Origin of the sequence: Roseateles amylovorans (assembly GCF_025398155.2) — a bacterium.
Classification (GTDB): Bacteria; Pseudomonadota; Gammaproteobacteria; order Burkholderiales; family Burkholderiaceae_C; genus Roseateles; species Roseateles amylovorans.
Genome location: NZ_CP104562.2, coordinates 5,674,848 through 5,696,911 on the forward strand (window position 1 = coordinate 5,674,848; position 22,064 = coordinate 5,696,911).

17 protein-coding genes are annotated in these 22,064 nt (G+C 61.5%); 13 read left to right on the forward strand and 4 right to left on the reverse strand.

The features are described 5' to 3' along the window. Positions 1-52 precede the first annotated feature (52 nt). Positions 53-3,022: a glycoside hydrolase family 48 protein gene (locus N4261_RS23510; protein WP_261757664.1), complete on the forward strand. Its 2,970-nt coding sequence runs from the start codon at positions 53-55 to the stop codon at positions 3,020-3,022. A 55-nt stretch (positions 3,023-3,077) separates the two neighbouring features. Further along, complete coding sequence (locus N4261_RS23515; protein ID WP_261757665.1) at positions 3,078-3,647, forward strand: LemA family protein; 570 nt, start codon at positions 3,078-3,080, stop codon at positions 3,645-3,647. A 721-nt stretch (positions 3,648-4,368) separates the two neighbouring features. Here N4261_RS23515 and N4261_RS23520 read toward each other — a convergent pair. Beyond that, on the reverse strand, positions 4,369-5,292 hold the full coding sequence (locus N4261_RS23520) for an IS30 family transposase (RefSeq protein WP_261757666.1): 924 nt from the start codon (positions 5,290-5,292) through the stop codon (positions 4,369-4,371). A 108-nt stretch (positions 5,293-5,400) separates the two neighbouring features. Here N4261_RS23520 and N4261_RS23525 point away from each other — a divergent pair, with 108 nt between their 5' ends. The 3 genes from N4261_RS23525 (at position 5,401) to N4261_RS23535 (ending at position 7,278) form a co-directional block, all read left to right on the forward strand. Beyond that, positions 5,401-6,390, forward strand: coding sequence for a lysozyme inhibitor LprI family protein (locus N4261_RS23525; protein WP_261757667.1), 990 nt, complete (start codon positions 5,401-5,403; stop codon positions 6,388-6,390). A gap of 280 nt (positions 6,391-6,670) precedes the next feature. Beyond that, positions 6,671-7,048 (forward strand): Tse2 family ADP-ribosyltransferase toxin, encoded by a 378-nt coding sequence (locus N4261_RS23530; protein ID WP_067070534.1) that lies wholly within the window; start codon positions 6,671-6,673, stop codon positions 7,046-7,048. Then, a complete protein-coding gene (locus N4261_RS23535; protein WP_261757668.1) occupies positions 7,045-7,278 on the forward strand; it encodes a hypothetical protein in 234 nt (77 codons plus the stop codon). Before N4261_RS23530 ends, N4261_RS23535 begins: the two co-directional genes overlap by 4 nt. Before the next feature lie 116 nt (positions 7,279-7,394). On the opposite strand, the gene N4261_RS23540 is transcribed toward N4261_RS23535, so the two are convergent. Beyond that, entirely contained in the window at positions 7,395-9,476 is a 2,082-nt protein-coding gene (locus tag N4261_RS23540; protein WP_261757669.1) for a hypothetical protein, read from the reverse strand. A 204-nt stretch (positions 9,477-9,680) separates the two neighbouring features. Continuing rightward, complete coding sequence (locus N4261_RS23545) at positions 9,681-10,466, reverse strand: hypothetical protein (protein ID WP_261757670.1); 786 nt, start codon at positions 10,464-10,466, stop codon at positions 9,681-9,683. Between the two features lie 304 nt (positions 10,467-10,770). Here N4261_RS23545 and N4261_RS23550 point away from each other — a divergent pair, with 304 nt between their 5' ends. From N4261_RS23550 to N4261_RS26180, 6 genes are all read left to right on the forward strand, one after another. Next, a complete protein-coding gene (locus tag N4261_RS23550) occupies positions 10,771-11,010 on the forward strand; it encodes a helix-turn-helix domain-containing protein (RefSeq protein ID WP_261757671.1) in 240 nt (79 codons plus the stop codon). A 145-nt stretch (positions 11,011-11,155) separates the two neighbouring features. Beyond that, complete coding sequence (locus N4261_RS23555; protein WP_261757672.1) at positions 11,156-11,833, forward strand: Tn7 transposase TnsA N-terminal domain-containing protein; 678 nt, start codon at positions 11,156-11,158, stop codon at positions 11,831-11,833. Further along, entirely contained in the window at positions 11,769-13,781 is a 2,013-nt protein-coding gene (locus N4261_RS23560) for a transposase family protein (RefSeq protein ID WP_261757673.1), read from the forward strand. Before N4261_RS23555 ends, N4261_RS23560 begins: the two co-directional genes overlap by 65 nt. Next, complete coding sequence (locus N4261_RS23565) at positions 13,771-14,721, forward strand: AAA family ATPase (protein WP_261757674.1); 951 nt, start codon at positions 13,771-13,773, stop codon at positions 14,719-14,721. Before N4261_RS23560 ends, N4261_RS23565 begins: the two co-directional genes overlap by 11 nt. Continuing rightward, the gene (locus tag N4261_RS26175) at positions 14,718-15,656 is read left to right on the forward strand and encodes a TniQ family protein (RefSeq protein ID WP_354005383.1); all 939 of its coding nucleotides are present in this window, start codon (positions 14,718-14,720) and stop codon (positions 15,654-15,656) included. Before N4261_RS23565 ends, N4261_RS26175 begins: the two co-directional genes overlap by 4 nt. A gap of 77 nt (positions 15,657-15,733) precedes the next feature. Beyond that, positions 15,734-16,585 carry a TniQ family protein gene (locus N4261_RS26180; protein ID WP_354005416.1) on the forward strand — a complete coding sequence of 284 codons (852 nt, stop codon included), beginning with the start codon at positions 15,734-15,736 and terminating at the stop codon, positions 16,583-16,585. 861 nt (positions 16,586-17,446) lie between these two features. On the opposite strand, the gene N4261_RS23570 is transcribed toward N4261_RS26180, so the two are convergent. Then, positions 17,447-17,845 carry a TIGR02391 family protein gene (locus tag N4261_RS23570; protein WP_261757675.1) on the reverse strand — a complete coding sequence of 133 codons (399 nt, stop codon included), beginning with the start codon at positions 17,843-17,845 and terminating at the stop codon, positions 17,447-17,449. A 384-nt stretch (positions 17,846-18,229) separates the two neighbouring features. Here N4261_RS23570 and N4261_RS23575 point away from each other — a divergent pair, with 384 nt between their 5' ends. Continuing rightward, complete coding sequence (locus tag N4261_RS23575) at positions 18,230-20,461, forward strand: CHAT domain-containing protein (protein WP_261757676.1); 2,232 nt, start codon at positions 18,230-18,232, stop codon at positions 20,459-20,461. 68 nt (positions 20,462-20,529) lie between these two features. Further along, entirely contained in the window at positions 20,530-21,105 is a 576-nt protein-coding gene (locus N4261_RS23580; RefSeq protein ID WP_261757677.1) for a DUF6998 domain-containing protein, read from the forward strand. Positions 21,106-22,064 lie beyond the last annotated feature (959 nt).

Genomic DNA, 22,064 nt, shown 5'->3' on the forward strand with positions numbered 1-22,064 from the left:
GCGGGCCGGGGGTTACTCACGCCCGCATTTTTGCGGGTCACCGGAGAAGCCCATGTCTCGTTTCCCTCGCAAGGCCGCACTGGCCGTGTTGCTGGCCTGCGCGTTCGGCGCTCATGCCCAGACCGATTACAACCAGCGGTTCCTGACCCAATACAACAAGATCAAAAACCCCGCCAACGGCTATTTCAGCGCCGAAGGCGTGCCCTATCACTCGGTCGAGACGCTGATCGTGGAAGCGCCCGACCACGGCCACGAAACCACCTCCGAGGCCTATAGCTTCTGGCTCTGGATGGAGGCCCAGTACGGCCGCGTCACCGGCGATTGGGGTCCGCTGAACGCCGCCTGGGCCAACATGGAGAAGTACATCATTCCCGGCACGCGGGATCAGCCCACCAACAGCTTCTACAACGCCAACAAGCCGGCGTCGTATGCGGGCGAGTACGCGCTGCCCAAGAACTATCCGTCGCCGCTGGAGTTCAGCACGCCGGTCGGTCAGGATCCCATCGGCAACGAACTGGCGTCCACCTACGGCAGCCGCGACATCTACGGGATGCACTGGCTGATCGACGTGGACAACTGGTACGGCTACGGCTTCTGCGGTGACGGCGTCACCAAGCCGGCCTACATCAACACCTTCCAGCGCGGCGCACAGGAATCGGTGTGGGAGACCGTGCCCCACCCCTCGTGCGAGACCTTCAAGTGGGGACGCACCGGCAACAACCAGGGGTTCTTGAGCCTGTTCACCGGCGACTCCAACTACGCCAAGCAATGGCGCTACACCAACGCACCGGATGCGGACGGTCGCGCCATCCAGGCGATCTACTGGGCCAACATCTGGGCCACCGAACAGGGCAAGGGCGCCGCCGTGGCCGACCTGGTGAAGAAGGCCGCCAAGATGGGCGACTTCCTGCGCTATGCGATGTTCGACAAGTACTTCAAGCGCATCGGCAACTGCGTGGGCGCGACGACCTGCCCGGGCGGCAGCGGCGCGGCCGACAGCAACGGCCTGCGCGACAACCAGCATTACCTGATGTCCTGGTACTACGCCTGGGGCGGCGCGGTGGACGCATCCGCCGGATGGGCATGGCGCATCAGCTCCTCGCACAACCACTTCGGTTATCAGAACCCGATGGTCGCCTGGACGCTGTCCACCCAGGCCGCCTTCAAGCCGCTGTCCCCGTCGGCCGCCGGCGATTGGGGCAAGAGCTTCAAGCGGCAGATGGAGTTCTACCGCTTCCTGCAGTCCGCCGATGGCGCGATTGCAGGCGGTGCGACCAACAGCTGGAACGGCAACCATGAACAGCCGCCGGCCGGCACGCCGACCTTCTACGGCATGTTCTATGACGAGGCCCCGGTCTATCACGACCCGGCCTCCAACACCTGGTTCGGCTTCCAGGTCTGGTCCATGCAGCGTGTGGCCGAGCTGTACTACGTGAGCAACGATGCGCAGGCCAAGGCGCTTCTGGACAAGTGGGTGCCGTGGGCACTGGCCAACACCCGACTGCTGGCCGATGGCTCCTACGAGATCCCGAACACGCTGCAGTGGTCGGGCAAGCCTGATACCTGGAATCCGGCCAACCCCGGCGCCAATGCCAACCTGCGGGTGAAGGTGACCGAGTTCACCAACGACGTCGGCGTGGCTGCGGCCTATGCGCGCACGCTGAGCTACTACGCCGCGAAGGCCGGCAACACGGCGGCCAAGACGACCGCCCGCGAGCTCCTGGACCGCATGTGGGCCAAGTACCAGGACACCAAGGGCGTGGCTGTGGCCGAGAAGCGCAAGGACTACCTGCGCTTCGACGACACCTACAACGCCGCCACGGGCGACGGCGTCTATGTGCCGTCCGGCTGGACCGGCACCAATGCGCAAGGCGCGGTCATTGATTCCAATGCCACCTTCCTGAGCATCCGTCCCAAGTACAAGCAGGATCCGGACTTCGCCAAGCTCAGCGCCTACCTCGCCGGTGGCGCCGAGCCCAGCTGGACCTACCACCGCTTCTGGGCGCAGGCCGACATCGCGCTGGCACAGGCGGACTATGGCCGCCTCTTCCCGAACACCGGGCCGGCGATCGCGGTCTCCTCCACTGCGTTGACCGTGCCGGAAGGCGCTTCGGCGAGCTTCCGTGTCGCGTTGTCCGAGAAGCCTGCAGCGAACGTGACCGTGGCCCTGGCCAAGACGGCCGGCGGCGATGCGGATCTCACGACGGCCACCACCTCGCTGGTCTTCACGCCGACCACCTACGCCACGGCACAGAACGTGACCGTGGCGGCGGCGCGGGATGCCGACGCGATCAACGGCACCGCCACGTTCACCCTCAGCGCCACCGGCCTGACCGGCGCCACCGTGGTCGCCACCGAGAGGGACTCGGACGTCGTGGTGCCGGTGGTGCTGGTGGTGTCCGCCACGGCCGTCTCGGTGCCTGAAACCGGCAGCCAGAGCTTCACTGTGAAACTGGCGTCGGCGCCCACGGGCAATGTGGCCGTCACGGTCGCGCGCTCGGCGGGCGACACCGACATCGCGGTCTCCTCCGGTGCCAGCCTGGTGTTCACGCCGGCGAACTGGAACACGGCGCAAACCGTGACCCTCGCGGCGGCCAAGGACGCCGACTCGGCCAACGGCGTGGCCACGGTCAGCATCAGCGCGGCCAATGCGGCCACGCGGACCGTGGCAGCCACCGAGGTGGACAACGACGTGAAGAGCTGCGCCGTGGTGGTCGACACCACCAATGACTGGGGCAGCGGCCAGGTGCCCAGCATCAAGCTGAGCAACCTGGGCACGACGCCGCTGTCGGGCTGGTCGCTCAGCTTCACCGAAAGCAACGCGTTCACGTTGACCAACTCGTGGAGCGGGACCTTCTCGGTCAATGGACGCACCGTCACCATCACGCCGGCCGCGTGGAACGGGACGATCGCACCCAACAGCTCGGTGGAGCTGGGCATGCAGCTGAGCTACTCGGGGGCCAAGCCTGTGCCCACCAACGTCAGCTGGGCCAACCGGACCTGCGACATCACGGTGAAGTAAGCCGACTGCCGGGGCGGCGCGTGCGTCGCCCCGGTCCTCCTTCAAGGCGACTGCCATGAACAAGACCCTCATCACTTTCGCACTGCTGTCCGCCGTCGGCGTGGCCGGCTTCGTGACCGTGTCCGCGCAGGACCTGCGGCACGACGAACAGACGGTGCTCACCCGCTGGGCCGATGTGCACGCCGCGGAACGGGCCCAACTGGCCGAGGTGCCCGCCGTGCTGGCTCTGGCCGATCGCCAGCCCGGGATCGATGCCCGAGCGCGCGCCAGCGCCCGCGCCCAATGCGGCCTGCTCGCGCAACTCGACACGGACACCACCCTGCTCGACGACCCTCAACGCTTCGACCACTACAAGCAAAAGCGCGCCGAATGCACCGGCGCGCTGTTCCGTTTGCTGGCCAACCTGCGCAGCGATCCGTCGCTGGCCGCAGACAGCCATGTGCAGGCCTTGTTCCTGTCGCTTACCCAGGGGCAGTCCTCGGTGGATGCGGCCCGGCAACGCTATGGCCAGGCCCTGGTCGCCTACAACCGAGGCGTTCAGCAGTTGCCGCGCGGCATCGCTGCTGCGGTGCTCGGCTATCAAGAGCGTCCTGACTTCGTTCGCTACGCCGGCCAACGGGGTTGAGCCCGCCGCCCCTCACGCGCGCCACACACGCGCAGACCGATGATCAAGGGATGCGTGAGCATCCCGCCCGCCGGGCCGTCTGAGGTCCAGGCTCGGCCCCCGGGCCGCCGACCCCTCAAGCCCACCGCATTCCGACGCCTTCGTCGACGAGAGCTCGACGACCGCTCGACGAGCCGCCCCGAACCGAACCTTGCATGCCGCTGCGGGACACCTCGACGCGCCTTGCACCCTGCGATCGGCGCGAGGTCCTGGTCCCACGCATGGCGCCGGCGCGTCTGCGACCACACGCCGCAGCGCGCCTCACAACGACACGGCCGAAGGGCTGCATGCCCATCCTGGGCAACGAGCCAGTGGTGTCGGAAGCCACTCAGCCCCGAACAGACAGGCTGAGCGCGATCAACCACCTACAGAACCGATGAGCAGTGAACCTGGAATCGGTGGCTCACTCAACGCTGAACTTTCAGCGCTTTCGACCATTGAACACTGAACTCGGCGAGTTTGGGTGAGGTCCACCGTCTCGGACGCCGCTGACCGAGCAGGCGACAACTTCAGCAGAGGCACGGAAGAGGTCCGCAGGCACCGCCCCGCCGGAATTGTCCCCACGTCCTGCATGTCGCGCCGCAGTGGCTGTGAAGCCTCCTTGATTTCCTGTGCCAGTCAGAAGTAGAGGTCAGGGAATCGTTTCATACGGTACTCGACTGGCGGCACGCGCCCCATCGCTTCATGTGGTCGATGGTGGTTCTAGCGCTGAAGCCCGTCGGCGGTCAAGCCCATTGGCGTTTTCATTCGATCCGCGTTGCCATGGGCTATGTGGGTCGCAGAAGAAGATGTCCATGTTCAAGTCGGCGCTGAGATTCTCGTGCATCGCCATCTCCGAGCCTTGGTCGTAGGTCATGGTCTTGCGCAGGCTCTCAGGGACGCTTTTGAGGCGCCGTCGGAAGCCGTTGAGGATGTCCTCGGCGGTGTTGCCTTCGAGCTTGACCAGCATGACGTAGCGGCTCAGTCGTTCGACCAGGGTTCCGACGGAGGAGCGATTCATGGCCCCCTTGATCAGATCCCCTTCCCAGTGACCAGGCACGATCCGCGCGGCCACCTCTGGGGGGCGCAAAGCGATGGAGGTCATGTTGGGTAGGCGTGCCTTGCGCTCGGTGCCTCGGCTACGAGGCAGACGCGTCTTGTGGCTCTGGCGCAGCAGCTCGACCAGTTCAGAACGCAGCGTGCCGCGCGGCATGGCATAGATGGCCCCGTAGATGGTCTCGTGAGATACGGCCAGGGGAGCACAAGCAGGGGCAGTCGAAGCTGGTTTCATCTCGCGAAGTCTGCACGCGATCTGTTCGGGCGACCAACGGCACCGCAGTCCACCGAGCACGGTCCGCCAAAGAGGCGTCTTGAGATCGAGGCCAAGCTTTCGCCGCGCGGCACCCGCCGCTGCACGTCGCTCGACACTGCGGCATTGGGCCGGGGCAGCCCGATAGCTGCGGGCAAGAGCCGTCGGAGAAGACTTGCCGCGAATGACTTCGCGACAGATGATGGAGGGACTGAAGCCGAGCTTGTCTGCAATCTGACGTCGGCTACATCCGGCTTGGAGCAGCAACTGAATCGCGACGCGATCCGTCTGGCTCAAGTGCGAGTAGTGAGTTCCCATTTTCGCGACACCTTACAAGATGCGGGGTGTCGCACTTCAACCTTGAGCCGGCCGTGCGTTTGTGTTGTAGGCCGAGAATGTGTCCTCGGATAATGGGGAGTTGGAAGGATGGCAAAAGGATTTGGAACAGAGATTGAGTCGCAGGTGCAAAGCATCCGCGCCAGAATGCATTTTGGCCGAATCGATGGAGTGGAACTGTTCGAGACAACTGCACGCTTGAACCAACTAGATCGTAGCTTGCAAAGCGTAGGTTCCACGGGCGATGCAGAACTCTTCCGGCATTTTCCCGTCGCCGCAGTTGCGGTTCTTGAGAGCCACTTTAAAGCTGCGGTGGCTTCCATCGTCAATGCAGGCTCGCCATATCTTGAACGAGGGCTTGCACTCTCGAAGGATCGACTGAAATCAGCAGTAGACGTTGTTCCGTTGCTTCATCGAAAGGCGGTGACGATCGGTGAAGTTGTAGCGCACGTCATTCCATTCAACTCAGTCTCCAGTCTTGAGGTCGCATTTAGCATGCTCCTCGGCGCCGATATTAAGAACTTGGTTGCTGAGGCGCGCGATCCCTATCGCCTGCGGAGTACTGGGGTGGGCGCAGCGGAACTCCTGGTGGTGTCGGTAGATGACTTGTGGCGCGGGCTGGCTCTGGCATTCGAGAGGCGACACATCTTGGCTCACGAGGCGGCGACTAAGTTCGACCTCTCGTTCGATGAGGCGAGGGATGCTGTCAATTCATGCGCGGCGTTTGTGAGCGCTTTGGACGCCGTCATGTGGACCACGATCTGGAAAGACCTGCCGCTGACACAGTACGAGATGAATGTCGACGCCTGGTCTTCTTGCAGGGCCGAAAGAAAGGCGCTGGCCGCGGAAATCCGAATAGCTCTGACTGCTGCAACCGAGATGGGCGAGCGAGCACGATTTCGCGAACTGCATAGAGCGTGGAAAGAATTCAACAAGCGGTGGCTGGCATGGGAAGACGAAGCGTTTGCTATGGGGTCCATTCGGCCAATGATTGCCGCGAATTCTCGCGAACGGGCGTTGCATGCCAGAAGGGAAGCTGTTCGAGGCTGGTTGAGCCTGATGCGCCCGACGGACGGCTGACCCGTCAGTTTCCATGGAAATGACCCGGGTCAAACACGGCCATAGCGCAAGCAACATCCACCTCAACGGCCGCCGTCATTGCCCCTAGGAACCGCAACTCGCGGGCGCTAAGGTCTGCGGAACCGCGAATGCTGCTGCTCGCATTCTCTGCTTCGTTCAGCGCTTCTGAGCCGCTTCGTACAGAGCCTTACGACTTCGGCGCCGGCACAGTTGACGTGGCTTACGTCACTAGGCAGGGCCGCAGCTGGGCGGTCCACTGGCCTCTCATCAGGAGAGGTTCATGTTCCCCAACTCGTTCTACATCTGTCCCGAAGATGTCTTCCGCCTCGGCAACGCAGGCAGCCCAAGGCTCAGCAACATCAGACCACGCGATGTCGACCTGACAAAGGTGAACGACATCGTTGTGGTCATCGCGAACAACGCCGGCGTCAGCGTGTTCAACGAGCAAGGACTGGCCGAGCGAGACATGAGCGGCTGGGTCTGGCAGTTCAACGCCGCCACGCCGATGCCTCAAGGGCTGAAGCTCGTTCACGATCGCCCCGGCCACTACTCGATTGCACCGACGGTTAACATGCCGCTCGATAAGTACAAGGGGTTGCTGGAGGAGCTTGGGATGAAGGCGTTCCGTGTGTTCTTCAAGCAAGGCAAACAAGCATGAAATCGCTGACGTTGGACCTGACGCGCTGGGAAGCGCACTGCATTCTCGAAGCGCTCACCGAGCTGGACGCTAAGTGGGCAAACATCTGCCAGACCTCGCAAGACGAGGATGAGGTCGCCGACTATGGCAATGACCTGATCGAGCTCCGCCTGACGTTGAAGTCGGTGAAAGAAAAGGCGATCGCCGAGTTCGGGCCTGGGGTCGCGAACTTTGATCGAACGCCGCTGTAGCCGCCACGCTCAACTTCGGTGGGTGCCCATATCGGCCTCGGCACGGTAGCGCAAGTGCAGTCTCAGGCCTGAGGCGTTCGATGCCCGCTGAGGGCTCCGGCCAGGGACTCAGCAGATCATCTTTGGGTGGGCGGCTCATGCCGGCGGGCCAATTGTGCGGCGTCGTGAACGCGTGCCAACGGTACGAGTGCAGCCCTGAGCACGTCGTCCATCGCCCGAGGAACCAGCGTGTCGTCCGCAGGTAGAAGCTCCAAGAAGGCTCGCAGCGCGTAGTCGATCCCGGAGGTGCTTGGCACAACTTTGTGCTCGCGGACACGCGCCAAGATTGCCATCTCCAGTTCAGCATGTGTCTTTGGCGCCCCGGCCAGACTCAGGCTCCCCACCACGTACCTAACGTGCCCATATTGCAGGCGAGTGAGCATGGCCAACGCCGCGAATAGCGTTTCCACGACGGGCGCACTCACGAACGCATGAGGTCGGTTGTGTGCTGCACTGAAGAACGATTGCATGCGCTCCACAGCGCCACGCGTGGGCACAACGAGTCGATCCTCATCTAGCAGCGACGGGCGGCGAAGATCGCGCAAGTCTATGCACGCCTCCAAGATGCCTTGAAAGCGCGATAGCGCGTTACGACGGGCCAGCCGACCGATCCACGATGGGAACTCGCGCTGCAATACCCATCGCCGCACCTCAGGAAGCAATTCATCGTCAAGCCAGCGATGGGCGAACTCCACTGGCCACCAGCCTCGCTCGGAAAGCTCCTCATTCGAGTGGGCATCGGGCGGCTGCCACATGATGGCCAAGTGCCCCTCGGCCAGGTCAATCTCAACATCCGCGCTCGCGTAGAAGATGCCGTGATAGCCAAGGTCGAACCGCCCGCTATGGCGTTCCGTCTGGATGACATACGGCTTCAAGACGTCTTGCGCGGCGTCGAACATGCACCATGGCTGATCGCCAGCACTGACGTCGTGGGCACGTGCGAACGCGATGATCTCGTGCCAGCCTCGGCGGTCAATGGCGCCGAGCACCACCCGATTTCCGGACCAGTTGACGAATGGGAATCCGGCGCTCCCCCACCTCGACTCCAGCTCCAGATACGCATCTTGGACGGCATCCGTCAACGCATCGGCAACGCTCGCCAGCTCTTCCACCACGTCGTCGGGCAACCGAAGGCGGGCCGATGAGAGGTCTATCACCAAGCCCTCCAGCCCAGGAACTGGTCCCACCACGAAGCCGCGATGCTCGTGCGTGATCGGCGAACCTGTAGCGAACAGCATCTTGTCATGCAGCCACCGTCCGCCGAGCGCCAGCGTCAAACCAGTGAGGTTGGCAATGTTGAAGTCGATGGCGGCCGAGGGGTGGTTGAACTGTGGGCCCGGCAGGATGGCGCTGATAGAGAACCAGGGCCCGCGGTACGACCAGTTGTAGCCGATGCGTTTGAACTCCTTGGAACTTTCTGGCTCCAGGATCGGCAATGATGCGTCGGTTGATGGTTCGTTCAACGGGGCATCGGCCGGCGCTGACATCTCAAGCTCACCCTGTTGAGCCAAAGCGAACGCTTGAGCCCGCACGTGCTCACGCGGATCAAAGAAGGCCTTGTTGAACGCCTCGTGGAACCCGACACGCTGCATCCACTTGTTGCCGAAATGCTCGATCGGGTACGTCGGAAAGAACTTGGACAGGACGTCCGGGTGTTCCTGCACCATCGCCGTCAGCGTGTGTGCCGTCCACAGTGCGCCGTGGATTCCCTTCTCGCGTAGGTCCCTCTTCACCTGTCTCCACCGTTCCGCAAGGGGTGGTTCGATCTCGTACTTCGCGAGGACCAAGTAGAACTCTCGGGTCGACGATTTCCACGATCCCTCGTCGAACTTCTCCATCGCCTTCGTCAGGCTACTCGCCGAAAAGCCCTCACCGCTCTTGCATTCGAAGACAACCAATTGGTCCGGCGCAACGTCATCGAATGCGAAAAGGTCAATTCCTCCCTGTGCGAGCCCGGGCCCGCCGAGGCGCTTGCAACCCACCAGCCTGCGATGTTTGCGCAGCAGCCACCAGCAGAACTGTTCGAAGCCCAGAGGTTGCAGCGAAGCGAAATCGAGGACGTAGCGGCCCGCGGGCGGCACAGTCAGTGCAGGCTGGACTTCCGCGTCGTCGTGGAGGTAGTCTGGCCATTCCTGGGGCAGTGAGTTGTGAAGTGACATAGAGACTGGTAAGCGCGAGGGACGCCATGCGCCGTCGGACACCCGTGCGGGACGAATCAGCTTGCCGACCGGGGGGCTTACGGGAACGCAGGACCGCCTTGGCTGAGACACCAATTCTCGCGTCAACAACGTGTGACCGCGACGGGCGCCGCAACAGTCGCCACATGCGTCCAGAGGCGTCCGGCGATGGCCGAGGCGATCCGCTCAGTCCACGTAGCCCACACTCGTCGCAATACTCGCGAACTCCGTCTTTCGCTCGTCCAGCCGCTGACGGGCAGGCAAGTCAGACGGGTTCAGCTTGACGAACTCCTCCAGATACCGGATCTCCATCTGTACCAGGGTCACCGAGAGCTTGGTCACGGTGTTGGTCATGCGCAGATGCAACACCTCGAAGTCGTTGGAGAAACACGCTACAGCCTGCGTGAGGAGTTGGCTGGCCTCGGGATCGGCTCGGAGCCGCTCCGATTCGATGAGATAGTCTTGGATCTCCGAAAGATCAGTCGCCAAGGCCGCGGCCTGATCAGCCAGCGTCGTGTACGACGCGCTCACGTCGATCTCAATGGCCAGCTCAGATACCACGTGGTGCTCTCGGTGCTGGTGCGCGATGTCCTTCCAGTACTGCGACATCTCCGCGCTGACCTTGTGCAGCAAGCTTTCATCGATCTGAAAGAGCTTTTGCCCGAACGCCTTTTCGTGATCGGCCTTCATCGCGCGCAGCCGATCGGGCGGATACAACGCCGCATCGTCTGTTTCGACGTGATGCGGGTAACACAGCAAGATGAGGTTGTCGTAGGCCCGCCGCTGCTCATCGGTCTGTTGCAGATTGAACCGCTCTCCTTTGAGCTCGGCCGCCTCGATGTGGCAGACCTGGGCGATGAAAAGATTCTTCTCACTGACCAGCGGCGCGGCGCAACCAGGGAACGCACATCGGTTGCCTGAACGCGCAAACAGTGCTCTCAGGTCATTGGTGCGGATGGAGAGTCGAGCCATGGACGCGTGATCCTTTGGTTGTCAGGGACAGGGCCGGCTCACTAGCGACGTATGCCACTAGCGTCCTAGATGCCAACTTGACCCGCAATTACAAGGCGGCTGCTTGATTCAGGGTGAAGCGGCGCCCAGTGCACATTAAATCCGCATGTGCAAAATCACCCACCTCCCAAAACTGCTATATTAAAAGTAGTTTTGATGGCGGAACACAACAACCCCCTCCCGGCATTACTCTGCAATAAAGAATTCACGTTGATAAGTATTGCAAGATGCCGCTATATTCGGCAGCAATTGCAGGATTGCCGCCATGCCCAGATTCACCACCAACGACCTTGCTCGCGTGAGAGAAGACTTCTATCTGCGAGGTGAGACCGTCGCGGGCTGGGCTCGCAGGCATGGATTCTCCGCAAACATCGTGTATCACGTGCTTCGCGGCAGTTGCCAAGCTCTGCACGGCGACGGTCACCGCGTCGCCGTGGCGCTCGGCCTCAAGGCGAGCCTGCTAGGAAACACAGAAATTCCACAACAGCAGGAGAGCACCATGTAGAAAAAAGAACACCGACCAATCTCGCGACGGGCCGGCGTTCCGAGGCTGTAGAAACAACCCCCTAGCAGGCATTAGTTTCTACCCCTCTCCGGCTCCCGTCAAGCCCCAGCGATGCTGGGTTTGGGAAACTATTGCCTTTTCACAGATGAAACCCGCGCGCACGGTCATTCACAGAAGCCCCCATCGGAAGGTCGGGGCTATCCACGCGCCCTGGTTTCAGCCCGAGCCGATTCACTACGAATCCGATCTGGAGAGGGGGGCCGTGGAAGTGATGTTGCTGATGCCTATGGCCAGGCAGATCCGCCATCAACCCATGACCTTGAACTACGAGCTCGATGGTGGCCTTCACCGGTACACCCCCGATTTTCAGGTCACCTTTGTCGATGGGCAGGAGATCGTGGTCGAGGTCAAAGCCGAACGCTTCGTCGATGAGCACCGGGGGAAGTTTGATCGGTGTGCATCTCAGTTGTTGTCCGGCGGAATCGACTTCTTCGTGTGCACCGACTTGTCCCTCGACGACGAGCGTATCGGGCGTGCCTGCGCACTTCGCGATGCCGCCCGACGCGCCGCACCGCCAGAGGCGGTGTCGACCCTTCTTCGATGGGTTCAAGAGGCCGGCCGGCTCCAGATCGGCGAGTCGCTTGAAGCGGGCATCGATCTCAGAGTCGTCATGCACGCAGTCGGAAGGCGCCTGCTGACCGTCGGCCCCGAGTTGGATCTGGCATCTGTGAATTGGCTCCAACTCATGGAGCCGGAAGATGGGGATCTATGTTGTAGCAGTTGGCTTGGTAGTGCGCGATGGACAGAGAACATGGCGCTTTGAACGCGCTCTCGACGACGAGAGAAAGACCGTCGTCTTTCTCGATGAACTGACCCACGCACCTCGCACCATGTCCCTGGCGGAGCTGCACCGCCTGGTGGACTCCGGCCGGCTGAGCGTCGACCGCGGCGATTCGCCCTCGCTGCTGCGAACTACAGGACGACCCGCCGCTCTGATCTCGACCGTTGAAGACCTGAGGCCGGACGTCAGGGCTGAGATAGAGCGTCGGCATCGCTATTTGCTTTACCTCAGGAAGCTCGGCATCACGCGTGGGCAGAGGAAGCGCATTACCCAGGCGATCGATCGTCTTGCAGGCAAGCTGCCGCTCCAAGCGGCGGGCAAGGAAGCCTTGGATCCCAGGCCGCCAAGCGCCTCGGCGGTCATGGACTGGATGCGTCGCTCGGAGTTGAGCGGAGGAAATCTCGCGGCACTTGTCCATCGATCTTCAATCCGAATCTCCGGCCCACGCGCCAACCCTCGGGTCAGGGAGGCCGCACAGGATCTGATCGGCGACCACTATCTCCAAAGAAAACGGCCCGTGCTGACTGAGACCAAGCTTCTCATCGATCGCAAGCTGTCGGCGCTCGCGCAAGCGGGCGAAGTTCCGCATGACGAAGCCCGCATCAGCATGTCGACGGTCAAACGCATGGTGCTGGCGGTTCCCCCATTTGAGCGAGACGTGGCCAGATTCGGCCCAGCCTACGCGAAGAATAAATGGCGCTACTCGCTCGCTGGTCTGAGAGTCACCCGTCCGTTGGAGCGCTATGAAATCGACCACACCATCCTCGACGTGGTTGTCATTGACGATACGTCAGGTATGCCGCTTGGGCGGCCGACCATCACACTCATCGTTGATTCCTTCAGCGGGTACGTCGCCGGCTTTTTCATCAGCTTCTGGGGCGCGGGCCTCGCCTCAGCGCTTGCTGCCCTCAAAGTAGCGATCGCTCCCAAGCACGATGTGACAGCCGACCAGGGTCTTGGCCAACCATGGCTGCCCTACGGAATTCCCATGCTGATTGTGGCGGACAACGGTCTGGAGTTCCACTCGCCGCAGTTCCACGCCGTCGCCATGCATCTGGGGACCGACCTTGAGTTCTGCCCGACTCGGCAGCCGTGGTTCAAACCAGTTGTTGAGCGGACGCTTGGAACGCTCAACCTCTACCTACCCGCGTCCGGCCGCGTGGAGAAGCCCCGAAACAACTACCTCCCGCTTAGGGCCGACAAGACTGCGGCCATCACCTTTGGGGCACTGTGCCGAGGGATCTTGAAGGCGGTTGTAGAAATCCTTCCGTTTGAGCGCAATGCAAGGACGCTGTGCAGGCCGTTCGAGAAGTTCTCGGAAGGCATGGAGGGACTGCTTCCGCCATCTCTTCCGACAAGCACAGAGGAGCTGAATCTGATCGTGGCGCAGTCCGACACAGCCACGGTCAACCATGAAGGGGTCGTCAAAAACTACCTGCGCTACCACTCCGATGGCCTTAGGGACCTACAACGCGCTACGGGGGCCAAATTCTCGACAACCATCAAGTTGGATCCCAACGACATCAGCAAGCTGTACGTCAGGGATCCGGTGTCTGGCGCCTGGCTTTGCGTACCCAGTTGCCGCCCGGAGTACACGACTGGTCTGTCCATCGTGCAGCACAAGGCCATCCGAGCAAGGGTCAAAGGTGATCTCAACCAAAGGAACGCCGATGAGATGCTGATCCGATCGAAGCTCGAGCTCATAGACGAATGGAACACCCAGCACATCCGAGGACGGCGGCTCAAGCCAACCCAGCTGCGTGGTCTCGCGCAACTGACTTCCGGGCACGTTCTAGGACCAAAGCCAGAGCGCGGTCTGGCCGGAGGTGATTCTCAGCCGCGCTTGATCACCGAGTCTGAGCTCAGGCCGATGCCAACGGACATCCCTACGTTCGAACCTATAGCCCTCCGTCGTCGTGATGCGCGCTAAAAAAAATGAAGACGACCGTGAGGACGAGCATTTCAGAGATGCCGTCGCCCGCCGCCAATCCTTGTACTCCGCGGAAGCGCTGAGGCGCGGAGCGGCCGTGGATGAGGCCATCGCAATGCACCCTCAGTTCCTAGCTGGACTCAATGCTATTGATCGGGCATTCCAGCTCGGCCGAGCCTTGTCAACGCCGACGGGCGTCTGCATCGTCGGCCCTGCTGGGGTTGGAAAATCCACCTTGCTGGAGTACTTCCTTGCCTCTTTGCCACCCAACGACCTCTTCGAGGCTGGACGCGGTGCGATCCGCATTCGCATGCCGAAGAGTCCCATTCTCGGTTCGACGATTGAGGCGATCCTTTCTGCCCTTCGCTACCCATTCCCGAAGACAAACAACGCCCAGATCGCTATCAAGCGCCAGAACTCACTAGACGCGCTGCGGCAGTACCGCACGCATGTCCTCCTCGTTGACGAGGCCCACAACCTTTGTCGCCCCACAACTTCCAAGGGGGCATGTGGTGACGAGGGAACGCCCGTGACCGAATATCTCCGACAGATCGTAGACCATCGAGTGGGGCTTGTGCTCTGCGGCGGAGCAGGGCTGCTACAGCTTCAGGATCGCGATAAGTACTTGCATAGCCGCTGCGCGTCGGCCGTCGAATTCAAGCGATTCGATTACGACCGTGATTGGATGAGCGTCATCAGTCAATTGGTGTCTCAATGCCCCGAGCACGGCATGGCGACGCTGCTGTCGCACGCCAATTCGGACCGCCTGCAACGTGCGACCCGCGGAAGCCTGCGTTGGTTGAAGATGCTTGTCATCGAAGCCGTCCTGATTTCTACGGACAAGGGTAGGACGGAACTCGCCGACGAAGATCTGCGGGCAGCGTTTGATCGAGCGCTTGCCGGGCTACAGGGCCTAGCGAACCCTTGGAGGGACAAGTGACGGGCCTTCCGCTAAAGCCGCCACCGGCCAACGAGGAGTCTGCAGCGGGCTACATGCTCCGGTTGCTTGCCGCCAATGGCGCGTCTCTTCGCGAACTGCGCGCTAACCGAAGCGTCACCTCAAGCGACCTGTCATCCCAGCTGGCCAGCTTGGCCGGAGTCGCGCCTGAGTGGTTTCGGCACAGACTGCCGACCGCCTTGATCAGTGACGGCTGGCTTGAGGTCGAGATCTTCGGTATGCGATGGCGCGAACCATGGCTATTGAGAGGGACAAGGCATCAAGTGTGCGCAGCCTGCTTGTCAGAGCGCGGCTTCGCGTCCAGGGCATGGGACTTGATTGCATATCCAGCGTGCCACATCCACCACGTCGTGCTGCAGGACCGATGCATCCGCTGCGGCGGAGCGATCCGAGACGATCGCCCTGCGTTGGCTGTCTGCAGTTGCGGGGCGGTTCTTGGCTACGCCGACGCCGAGTCCGTTCCTGCGGCACCCGATGTCGTGGCCTGGTGCGCAAGGATGGCCTCGGCCCTAGAGCTCGAGTTCCACTGCGCCTCAGCAGACCCATTCGGCTTCGAAAGATGGTTCGGAGGCACGAGTCCTGATGGTGCATATCGGCTTGTTTTAGCGTTCGCAGGAGGGGACCAGGCCTTCCGCCATGCCCTCATAGCCTCGCAGAGATCTTGGCTCCCTTCGTCAGCGGCGCACGACCTTATCCATCGCGGCTTGGATGGCCTTCGTCGGACGACCCCGCGGCCAAGTTCGGAACGACAGGCCATCGTTGACGCCCTTGCGGAACAGCAGTTGGCGGGCATCACCCATTGGGACCGAGCGATCGCGGGAAAGGAGCTATCCCGTTTGGCACTGCGCCCGCGCCGCAGGCTTGATGGGTCGCGCGCCGCATCCCAACTCAGCCTATTTGATCCGGAGCGCCCTTGATGCAGACGCATAAGTCCACCATCGTCACCTACACAGACAGCTCAAGCTCTGGGGAAGGCGCGGGCAGCTCAACGAACATGGAGCGGTCGAACGGTTCTGGATCAACGGCGGACTCGATCCGACAGTTGCTGCGAGAGCTCGGAGCCGTCCCAAAGCCGGCGCCGTTCGAGTCACCTAGCTCTTGGCTCACACGCATCGCCTTATCGCAAGGCGTCAGCGTTCAAGCTCTCTCGCGGTCACTGAATTTATCGTCACGGGTAGGAGACTTTGATCTCCACTTCGCGCAATCTGTAGGAGTCGCCCCCAAGGACTCTCAAACGCTGCGAGCGCTCCCGCCATCTCTTGCAATTTTCTGGGCACTCCATGAGCCTCGACGGAAGACCTCTCGCCATCTCCTCTATCCGTGCGCATCAGGAGAGCGATCACGGGCTGTCTACCGATTTTGTCCTCAGTGCTTGGCACAGTGTTCCAGCCGGGCGTTCCCTGCGCATTGGCGCTTCCGCGTATACCGCATGTGTGTTCACCACCGATGCCTGCTAGAGGATCGGTGCCAGGCTTGCAGCGCATTAGTCATGCTCCCAGTCAGCCCAACGATAGTCAGCATAACAAGCTCCTATCAGACGGCGCGTGTGGCCAGCCTGGCGTACTGCCGCCGATGCGGCGCGTCGCTGCTTCCGCATTCAGGACACAGTCCGAATGAACCGCAGAAGGCCGAGTGCTCAGACGACACGCTTCAGCGCTGGTGGGATGCGAGCACCAAGATCCATCGACTTCTTTGCACGGATAGTCTTCCGATCGATCTAGAGCTTCCGTACGAGAGCCCACCAATCAAGGAAAAGTCGACACGGCCCAAGCAACCAAGCCGACCATCCAAGTCGCTGCTCGACAGTCTTCCCTATCCAGTGCGACTTCCAAGACGGACTGTTTGACGAGCGTGACGACAGGACCTGTTCTGGCTAAGCTGCTGTGCCTGCACTGCGGAACCCACGCAACTTCCTTGAGCTGATCCTTCATCGAAACGGTCGAAATCAACGCGGGGATTAACGGCACGATTGCAGCCTCCGGGCCGTTGTTCTCCCCAGCCGGTGGCGCCCGTGATCTCGCAGCCGGTGGCGTAGTGCTCGCGGAGAGCTCAATGCAGCGATTCTCGGACGATGGCCGCCGCAGCACTGTGAGCGTGATGATCTTGATGAAGCCCGTTTTTGCGCCTTCGGCTTCGGCTGCCTCCATCAGCCGTCGCGAATCTGCCGTTCAGAGTCCTACGAGGAGAAATTCCAATGGCAAGCTCCGCCACAAACCCGCCTACCGCAAGCTCGAAAGAACGAGCCCTCGACGAAGACCACGCCGAGATATCAGAGCTGGCATGTCGCGACGCTGCGGCGCGCATCTCATGGCAGGTCGGCAAAGGTTTGACCGAAAACATGGCTCGCCTTGCGACGGACGCGGCACTTCGAGATGCCTTGACAGCTCGGTACTCGTCAAAGTCATAAGCGATTTCCATAACTAGCTGCGGAGGCTACCGGCGTGCCGGGCGTGCCGGGCATGCCCGGCCTGCTTTGCGCCAGCGTCAAGTCGTTGTGAGCGTCCCATGACTGCGGGCGCTGATCACGATTGACCGGCGCGCTTGCCCGCCCTGACCGCCTTGCTGGTCCTGACCGGAAGGCGGCTCCGCAGCGTTTGCAGACGGTCGTGCTTCCAATCTGGAGCGGCCGCTGTCGGCCAGTTCGATGTCATTGAGTCGCGATTGCCGCCATGGAATGTCTATGCGGCTGGCAATTTCTCTCCTCAGCTCAGCGCGCGGCGTCAAGGCGCCGATGGATCAGTGATGCCAGCGACAGGAGGTCTTCGGCGCCCTCTTTGCTCATAGTCCACAAAATCCATGCCTCGTGCGCGACAGGGATCCGGAACATCCCGAACGTACCCTTGATCAGATTCGCGAACCCTGCCTGCTCGCTACGCTGGCTGTCGGTCTCAAGCCCATTTATCGCTAGCTCTGGTGTCGAACCACCTAGCGCGGCGTCCACCAGTTTTCCGCCATCGTCGGTCAGGCCAGTCGTAGTGCGCAGCTTGTCGGCGATGCTCTTGGCCGCCTCCAGCACGGCATGGAAGTAGTTGTCGGCGACGAACTCCGCACGGCAGAAGCGCAGGACGGCCTCCAGCTCGCTCTGCGCAAACAATTGTTCTGCCATAACTCCCTCCTACAAATTTCAAAGTATGCGAGGCTCTCCCTAGATTCGGCGCTCCGGACAGTCTCAAATCGGCGCTGCAGGCAGTAAGCGCGGGCCGCCAAATCACCTATTGAACGCCAACAAGCCGGCACCAACTACCCTTCGGATGGGCTACCGCCTTTTCGGAGTCGCTTCCGAGCAATAGGCGTTGTCGTACGGCGGGCCCCGCAGCTATCGACACGGAGCGCCCTAGTCGGCCGCTCGTCCCGCCCCCATCCCCCGCGCGGAATGCTCTCTGGCCCGCACTGTGCATCGAATAAGCTTGTAGGGAGCGCGGCGCTTCAGCAGCGCCCACACCGGTTTTCCGCCGGCCCGGATCGTGTACGCACCATAACGAGACGACTTTTGACGACGCCTCAAGCCACACAAGATGTAGAAGATGTCCGAGCGGCCATAGCAGCGGCGAAGCTGACGCGGATCTACTACTTCTTCCCGCATGCAGTGCAGGACATGCAGCGGAATAGCCCGCTCGGGTGGTACTCACCGGGCCTGCTTGACGCTGCAGGTCCGTTCAGGCTGATCAGTGCGATGCCGATGGATGTTCGAGAACCCCACTCGAGCGTGACCGACGTCCTGGTGAACCGCCTTGGCGGTATTACGTGGCCGACGCTGATCCCAATCCAGATCGACTCGTTTGCAGCGGCCCTGGATCTGCTGGCCGCCGTCTTTTGCGTCTGTGTCACAACCGATCCGGATGTCGCGCTCGTGACCGACCAGATCTTCGCTGGCCGACGCACACCAGTTCTCCACATTTCTTCCGTCGGCGCGCCGGGCCGTAAGCCGCTAGCCGGTGTCACGGCGGAAGTGATCGCTGAGTACGTGAGGCAAGTTCTCGATTCGCTCTCCGCGAGAGGGGAAGGCAAGGATTTCGTCAAAGCCACCAGAGCGATGCTCACGCAGGCCCCGCGTCGGAAGCCGAAGAAACACTACCTGTGTGTCGGCCATCACAACGTCACCGCGCCTAACGAGCTTGCCCTGGCCGCCTTCGGCTACAAGTTTACCCGCGAGCGCGCGATCTCTCGGCCAATTCAGGAGCTTGATGGCGATCCAACGAAACGCTACGTGACGGCGATTTGCACCTCGACGGATGCGATTCTTGCCGAGCGCGATCAACTGCTCAGCGCAAAGGTGCCTGGTCTTGTTGATCACCGGTTGATCTTGGCCGTCGCCAGCACGTACTGGGGGCATTTCAGACAGTGGAGGCAACTGGCGCGTAGCGTCGATGCAACCGACCGCCACGAGTTCCGCCGCGCGCTCGCATCCGTCATCCAAGCGCAAACCTACTTCCAGCAGATCCAGTTTGACGAGGACCACGAGCCAGTCATCTCCCGATATCAGCGAATGTTGAGCTCGATGTGGGCCACTGATTTGAACGCACTCACGGCAGCGTTAGGCCTCATGTCCAGCGCAACGCTCTGCCCGGTCGTGCGGCTAGAGCCACGACTGAATCAGGTCAGAGGCGACGTCATTGCCTTGGCCCATTGCATTCGAGCGCAGGTTGGCACACACCATGCGTGGAAGGTTGCGCGGCTGACAGAACGTCTTGGCGCGAAGGCGCGCTCGCTTGTCAACGAAGAATTTCTCAAGCGAATCGACGCGCCAGAGAAGGCTTGCATCGAAGGCATCAAGCTCGTCACAGACCTACCGTTGGAGCTCATGCCGTCGAACGGAATTCCAATTGGTCTGCGGTTCGACACGTCTCGGCTTTCGCCGTTCCCCGGCAACTTGTTCTGGGGTACGAACATGGCCCCACCGGTGCATCTCCCGGTCTCGGCCTTCCATAACGTGCTGATCATCAGATCGTTCAGCGATGACGACCCTATCCGCTGTGTGCTTGAACAGGCCTTGGAGACGTTTGCCGGTGGCGGATTCACGCATGTGAAGTACCGCTTCGTAGACGTCAGCACTGAGGCCGAGTTCATAGAGACGATTCAGGCTTTCGACGGTGCTGTCATGATTTTTGACGGGCATGGTCGCTATGACACCGACCTTGGGATGGGAAGCCTAGTCGTCGGTGGGGCACCCTTGGACATGTGGGCTCTCAAGCGCAAGTGCCAGTTGCCGCCGGTGGTCATGTTCAGCGCATGCGATACCCAACCCATCGATGGTAGCCATAGCTCCGTCGCGACTGCTGCGCTAGCGTGCGGCGCCAGGGCCGTGTTGGCGACCATGTTTCCGGTCAACGCCAAGGACTCCGCCCTTATGCTGGCACGAACCCTCTACCGGTTAGACGCGTTCCTTCCCTTCGCGGTCAAGATATTCCCCATGCTCACGTGGCGCCACGTAGTGTCAGGCATGCTCCGGATGAGCCACACGACAGAATCCGCGAGGTCGCTCGACAAGCGTGCGCATCTCGGCCTGACAGAGGGCGCGTTCCGGCGGATTCAACTGGTCGCAAACAACACGATCAACTCCTGGAACCCTGCCTGGCACAGAAAATGGATTGAGGCGATAGCAGCTGAAGCTCAGCGGACGCCTGGCGAGATCGAGGCCTTACTTGTCAAGCACGTCGGTCTTACCGAGTCGATGAGGTACGTCCAGCTTGGCATCCCTGAGCGGATCTATATCACACCCTAGAGAAATTCGGCTGAAAGACGGAGGCAGGGGGCACCGGGATGCAAGAATGACGCTGAACAGGAGGAACCATGAGTGACTGGGATTTTCTGCATGAGATGCGCGACAAGGGCTACAGCGCCGAGGATATCGCCGACGCGGCCGCCGTCGGGTATGCACCTTGGGATGAGGCTTACCTGAGCAAGGAGTGGATCGACTCAGAACTCGAAGACCAGTTGCCGGACGACGCCAACTCAGTAGAGCCGCGAGAACAGTTTCGAAGCAGGGATGGATTCCCGTACTCGGTGCTGAAGCAGGCCGAAATCTTCGAAGACCTGGTGGATTGCGCTGCGCGCCACTTCAGCAATACTGGCAGATACCTTCAGGTGTGGGGCGAGCTCGGAGAGATCTACGCGGAGCTCAAGTTCGGGCTTCGCCGCCACGGAACCCATCAGGCCGGGTCTGATGGCACCATCGCCGGCAAGCGCGTCGAGGTCAAAACCATCTCGCCCGAGAAGGGCAACGACCACGTGCTCGTCAAGCGTCAAGGCGATTTCGAGCAGTTGCTGATCGTCCGTATCAACGAAGACTTCCAGTTCACGGGCAAGCTGATTGAGCGAAGCAGGCTCGCTGACGGCGGGGGAAAGTTTCTCAGAGCACGGATGTAGGAGCCTGACGATCATCCGGCCACGAAATGCGCACTGACCGGTTTCGGCCACAGCCGTCGTAGGCCTGACAAAACTGACCGGCAGCAATCAGCCTAAACCGGCCAGCCCTGACCCGGTCAACTTGAACCGGCACAGGTGGTCAAGTCGACCGGAATCCGCACCATGGCCCCGCGCTCCTTTTTTGCGCCCCGAGCTCCGGCCGGGCATAGGCGAGGCTGCTCACACAGAATGGGAAAACACTGCGGCGATGCTCACCTAACAAGTGCCACTGGCCAAGCCTCGTGATCCGCTTAGCATCCGTCGAAAAGGGCAAGACAGGTCGCCCAAGCCGCAATCGCCCTTATTGAGCAAGAACTCTTGCCCAGCTTCACAGGCTTGTGCTTGATGCACTGATCCAAGTCACTCGTGTGTCGGCGCACTTCTAACGGCGGCCCTGTCCGCCGAGTCCCCTTCGCACATCGGCGCACCCTTCACCCCAGAGATGCCTAAGCCAGTGGCGATGGCGTCCGCCACGGCGTGGCGTGCGAGTTCTGAGTTGAGCGAACCAAAGTTCTGAGTTGAATGAACTTCGACAAGTGGCCTGCCAGCAGCGGCTTCATCGTCCCGTCGGCACGGGACAACGTCAGATAAAAAGCACTTGCGCTTGATAATCGAATGTTTATCATCTGCGCAATTCCAAACGCATCGCCCTAATGGATCGCCTGGCAAAGGCCTTCGCTGAATCGGTGCGCGCTTGACTCTCGACGCTGTCATCACCTCAGGAGGCTGCCATGGCCCAGTTCACTTCACCCCGTCCAAGCCCAGCGAAGCCGGCCCTACGAAAGCCGCGCAATCCGCATGTGGCGCCCAGCCTGCAACGTGCAGCCGGCCGCCACGGCCCCACGAACGGCGCCCGCCGTCAGCAGGCGCAACAGTCGCTGAAGCGCGCGCTTCAGAGGTGGGATGAACTGAGTCCGTGA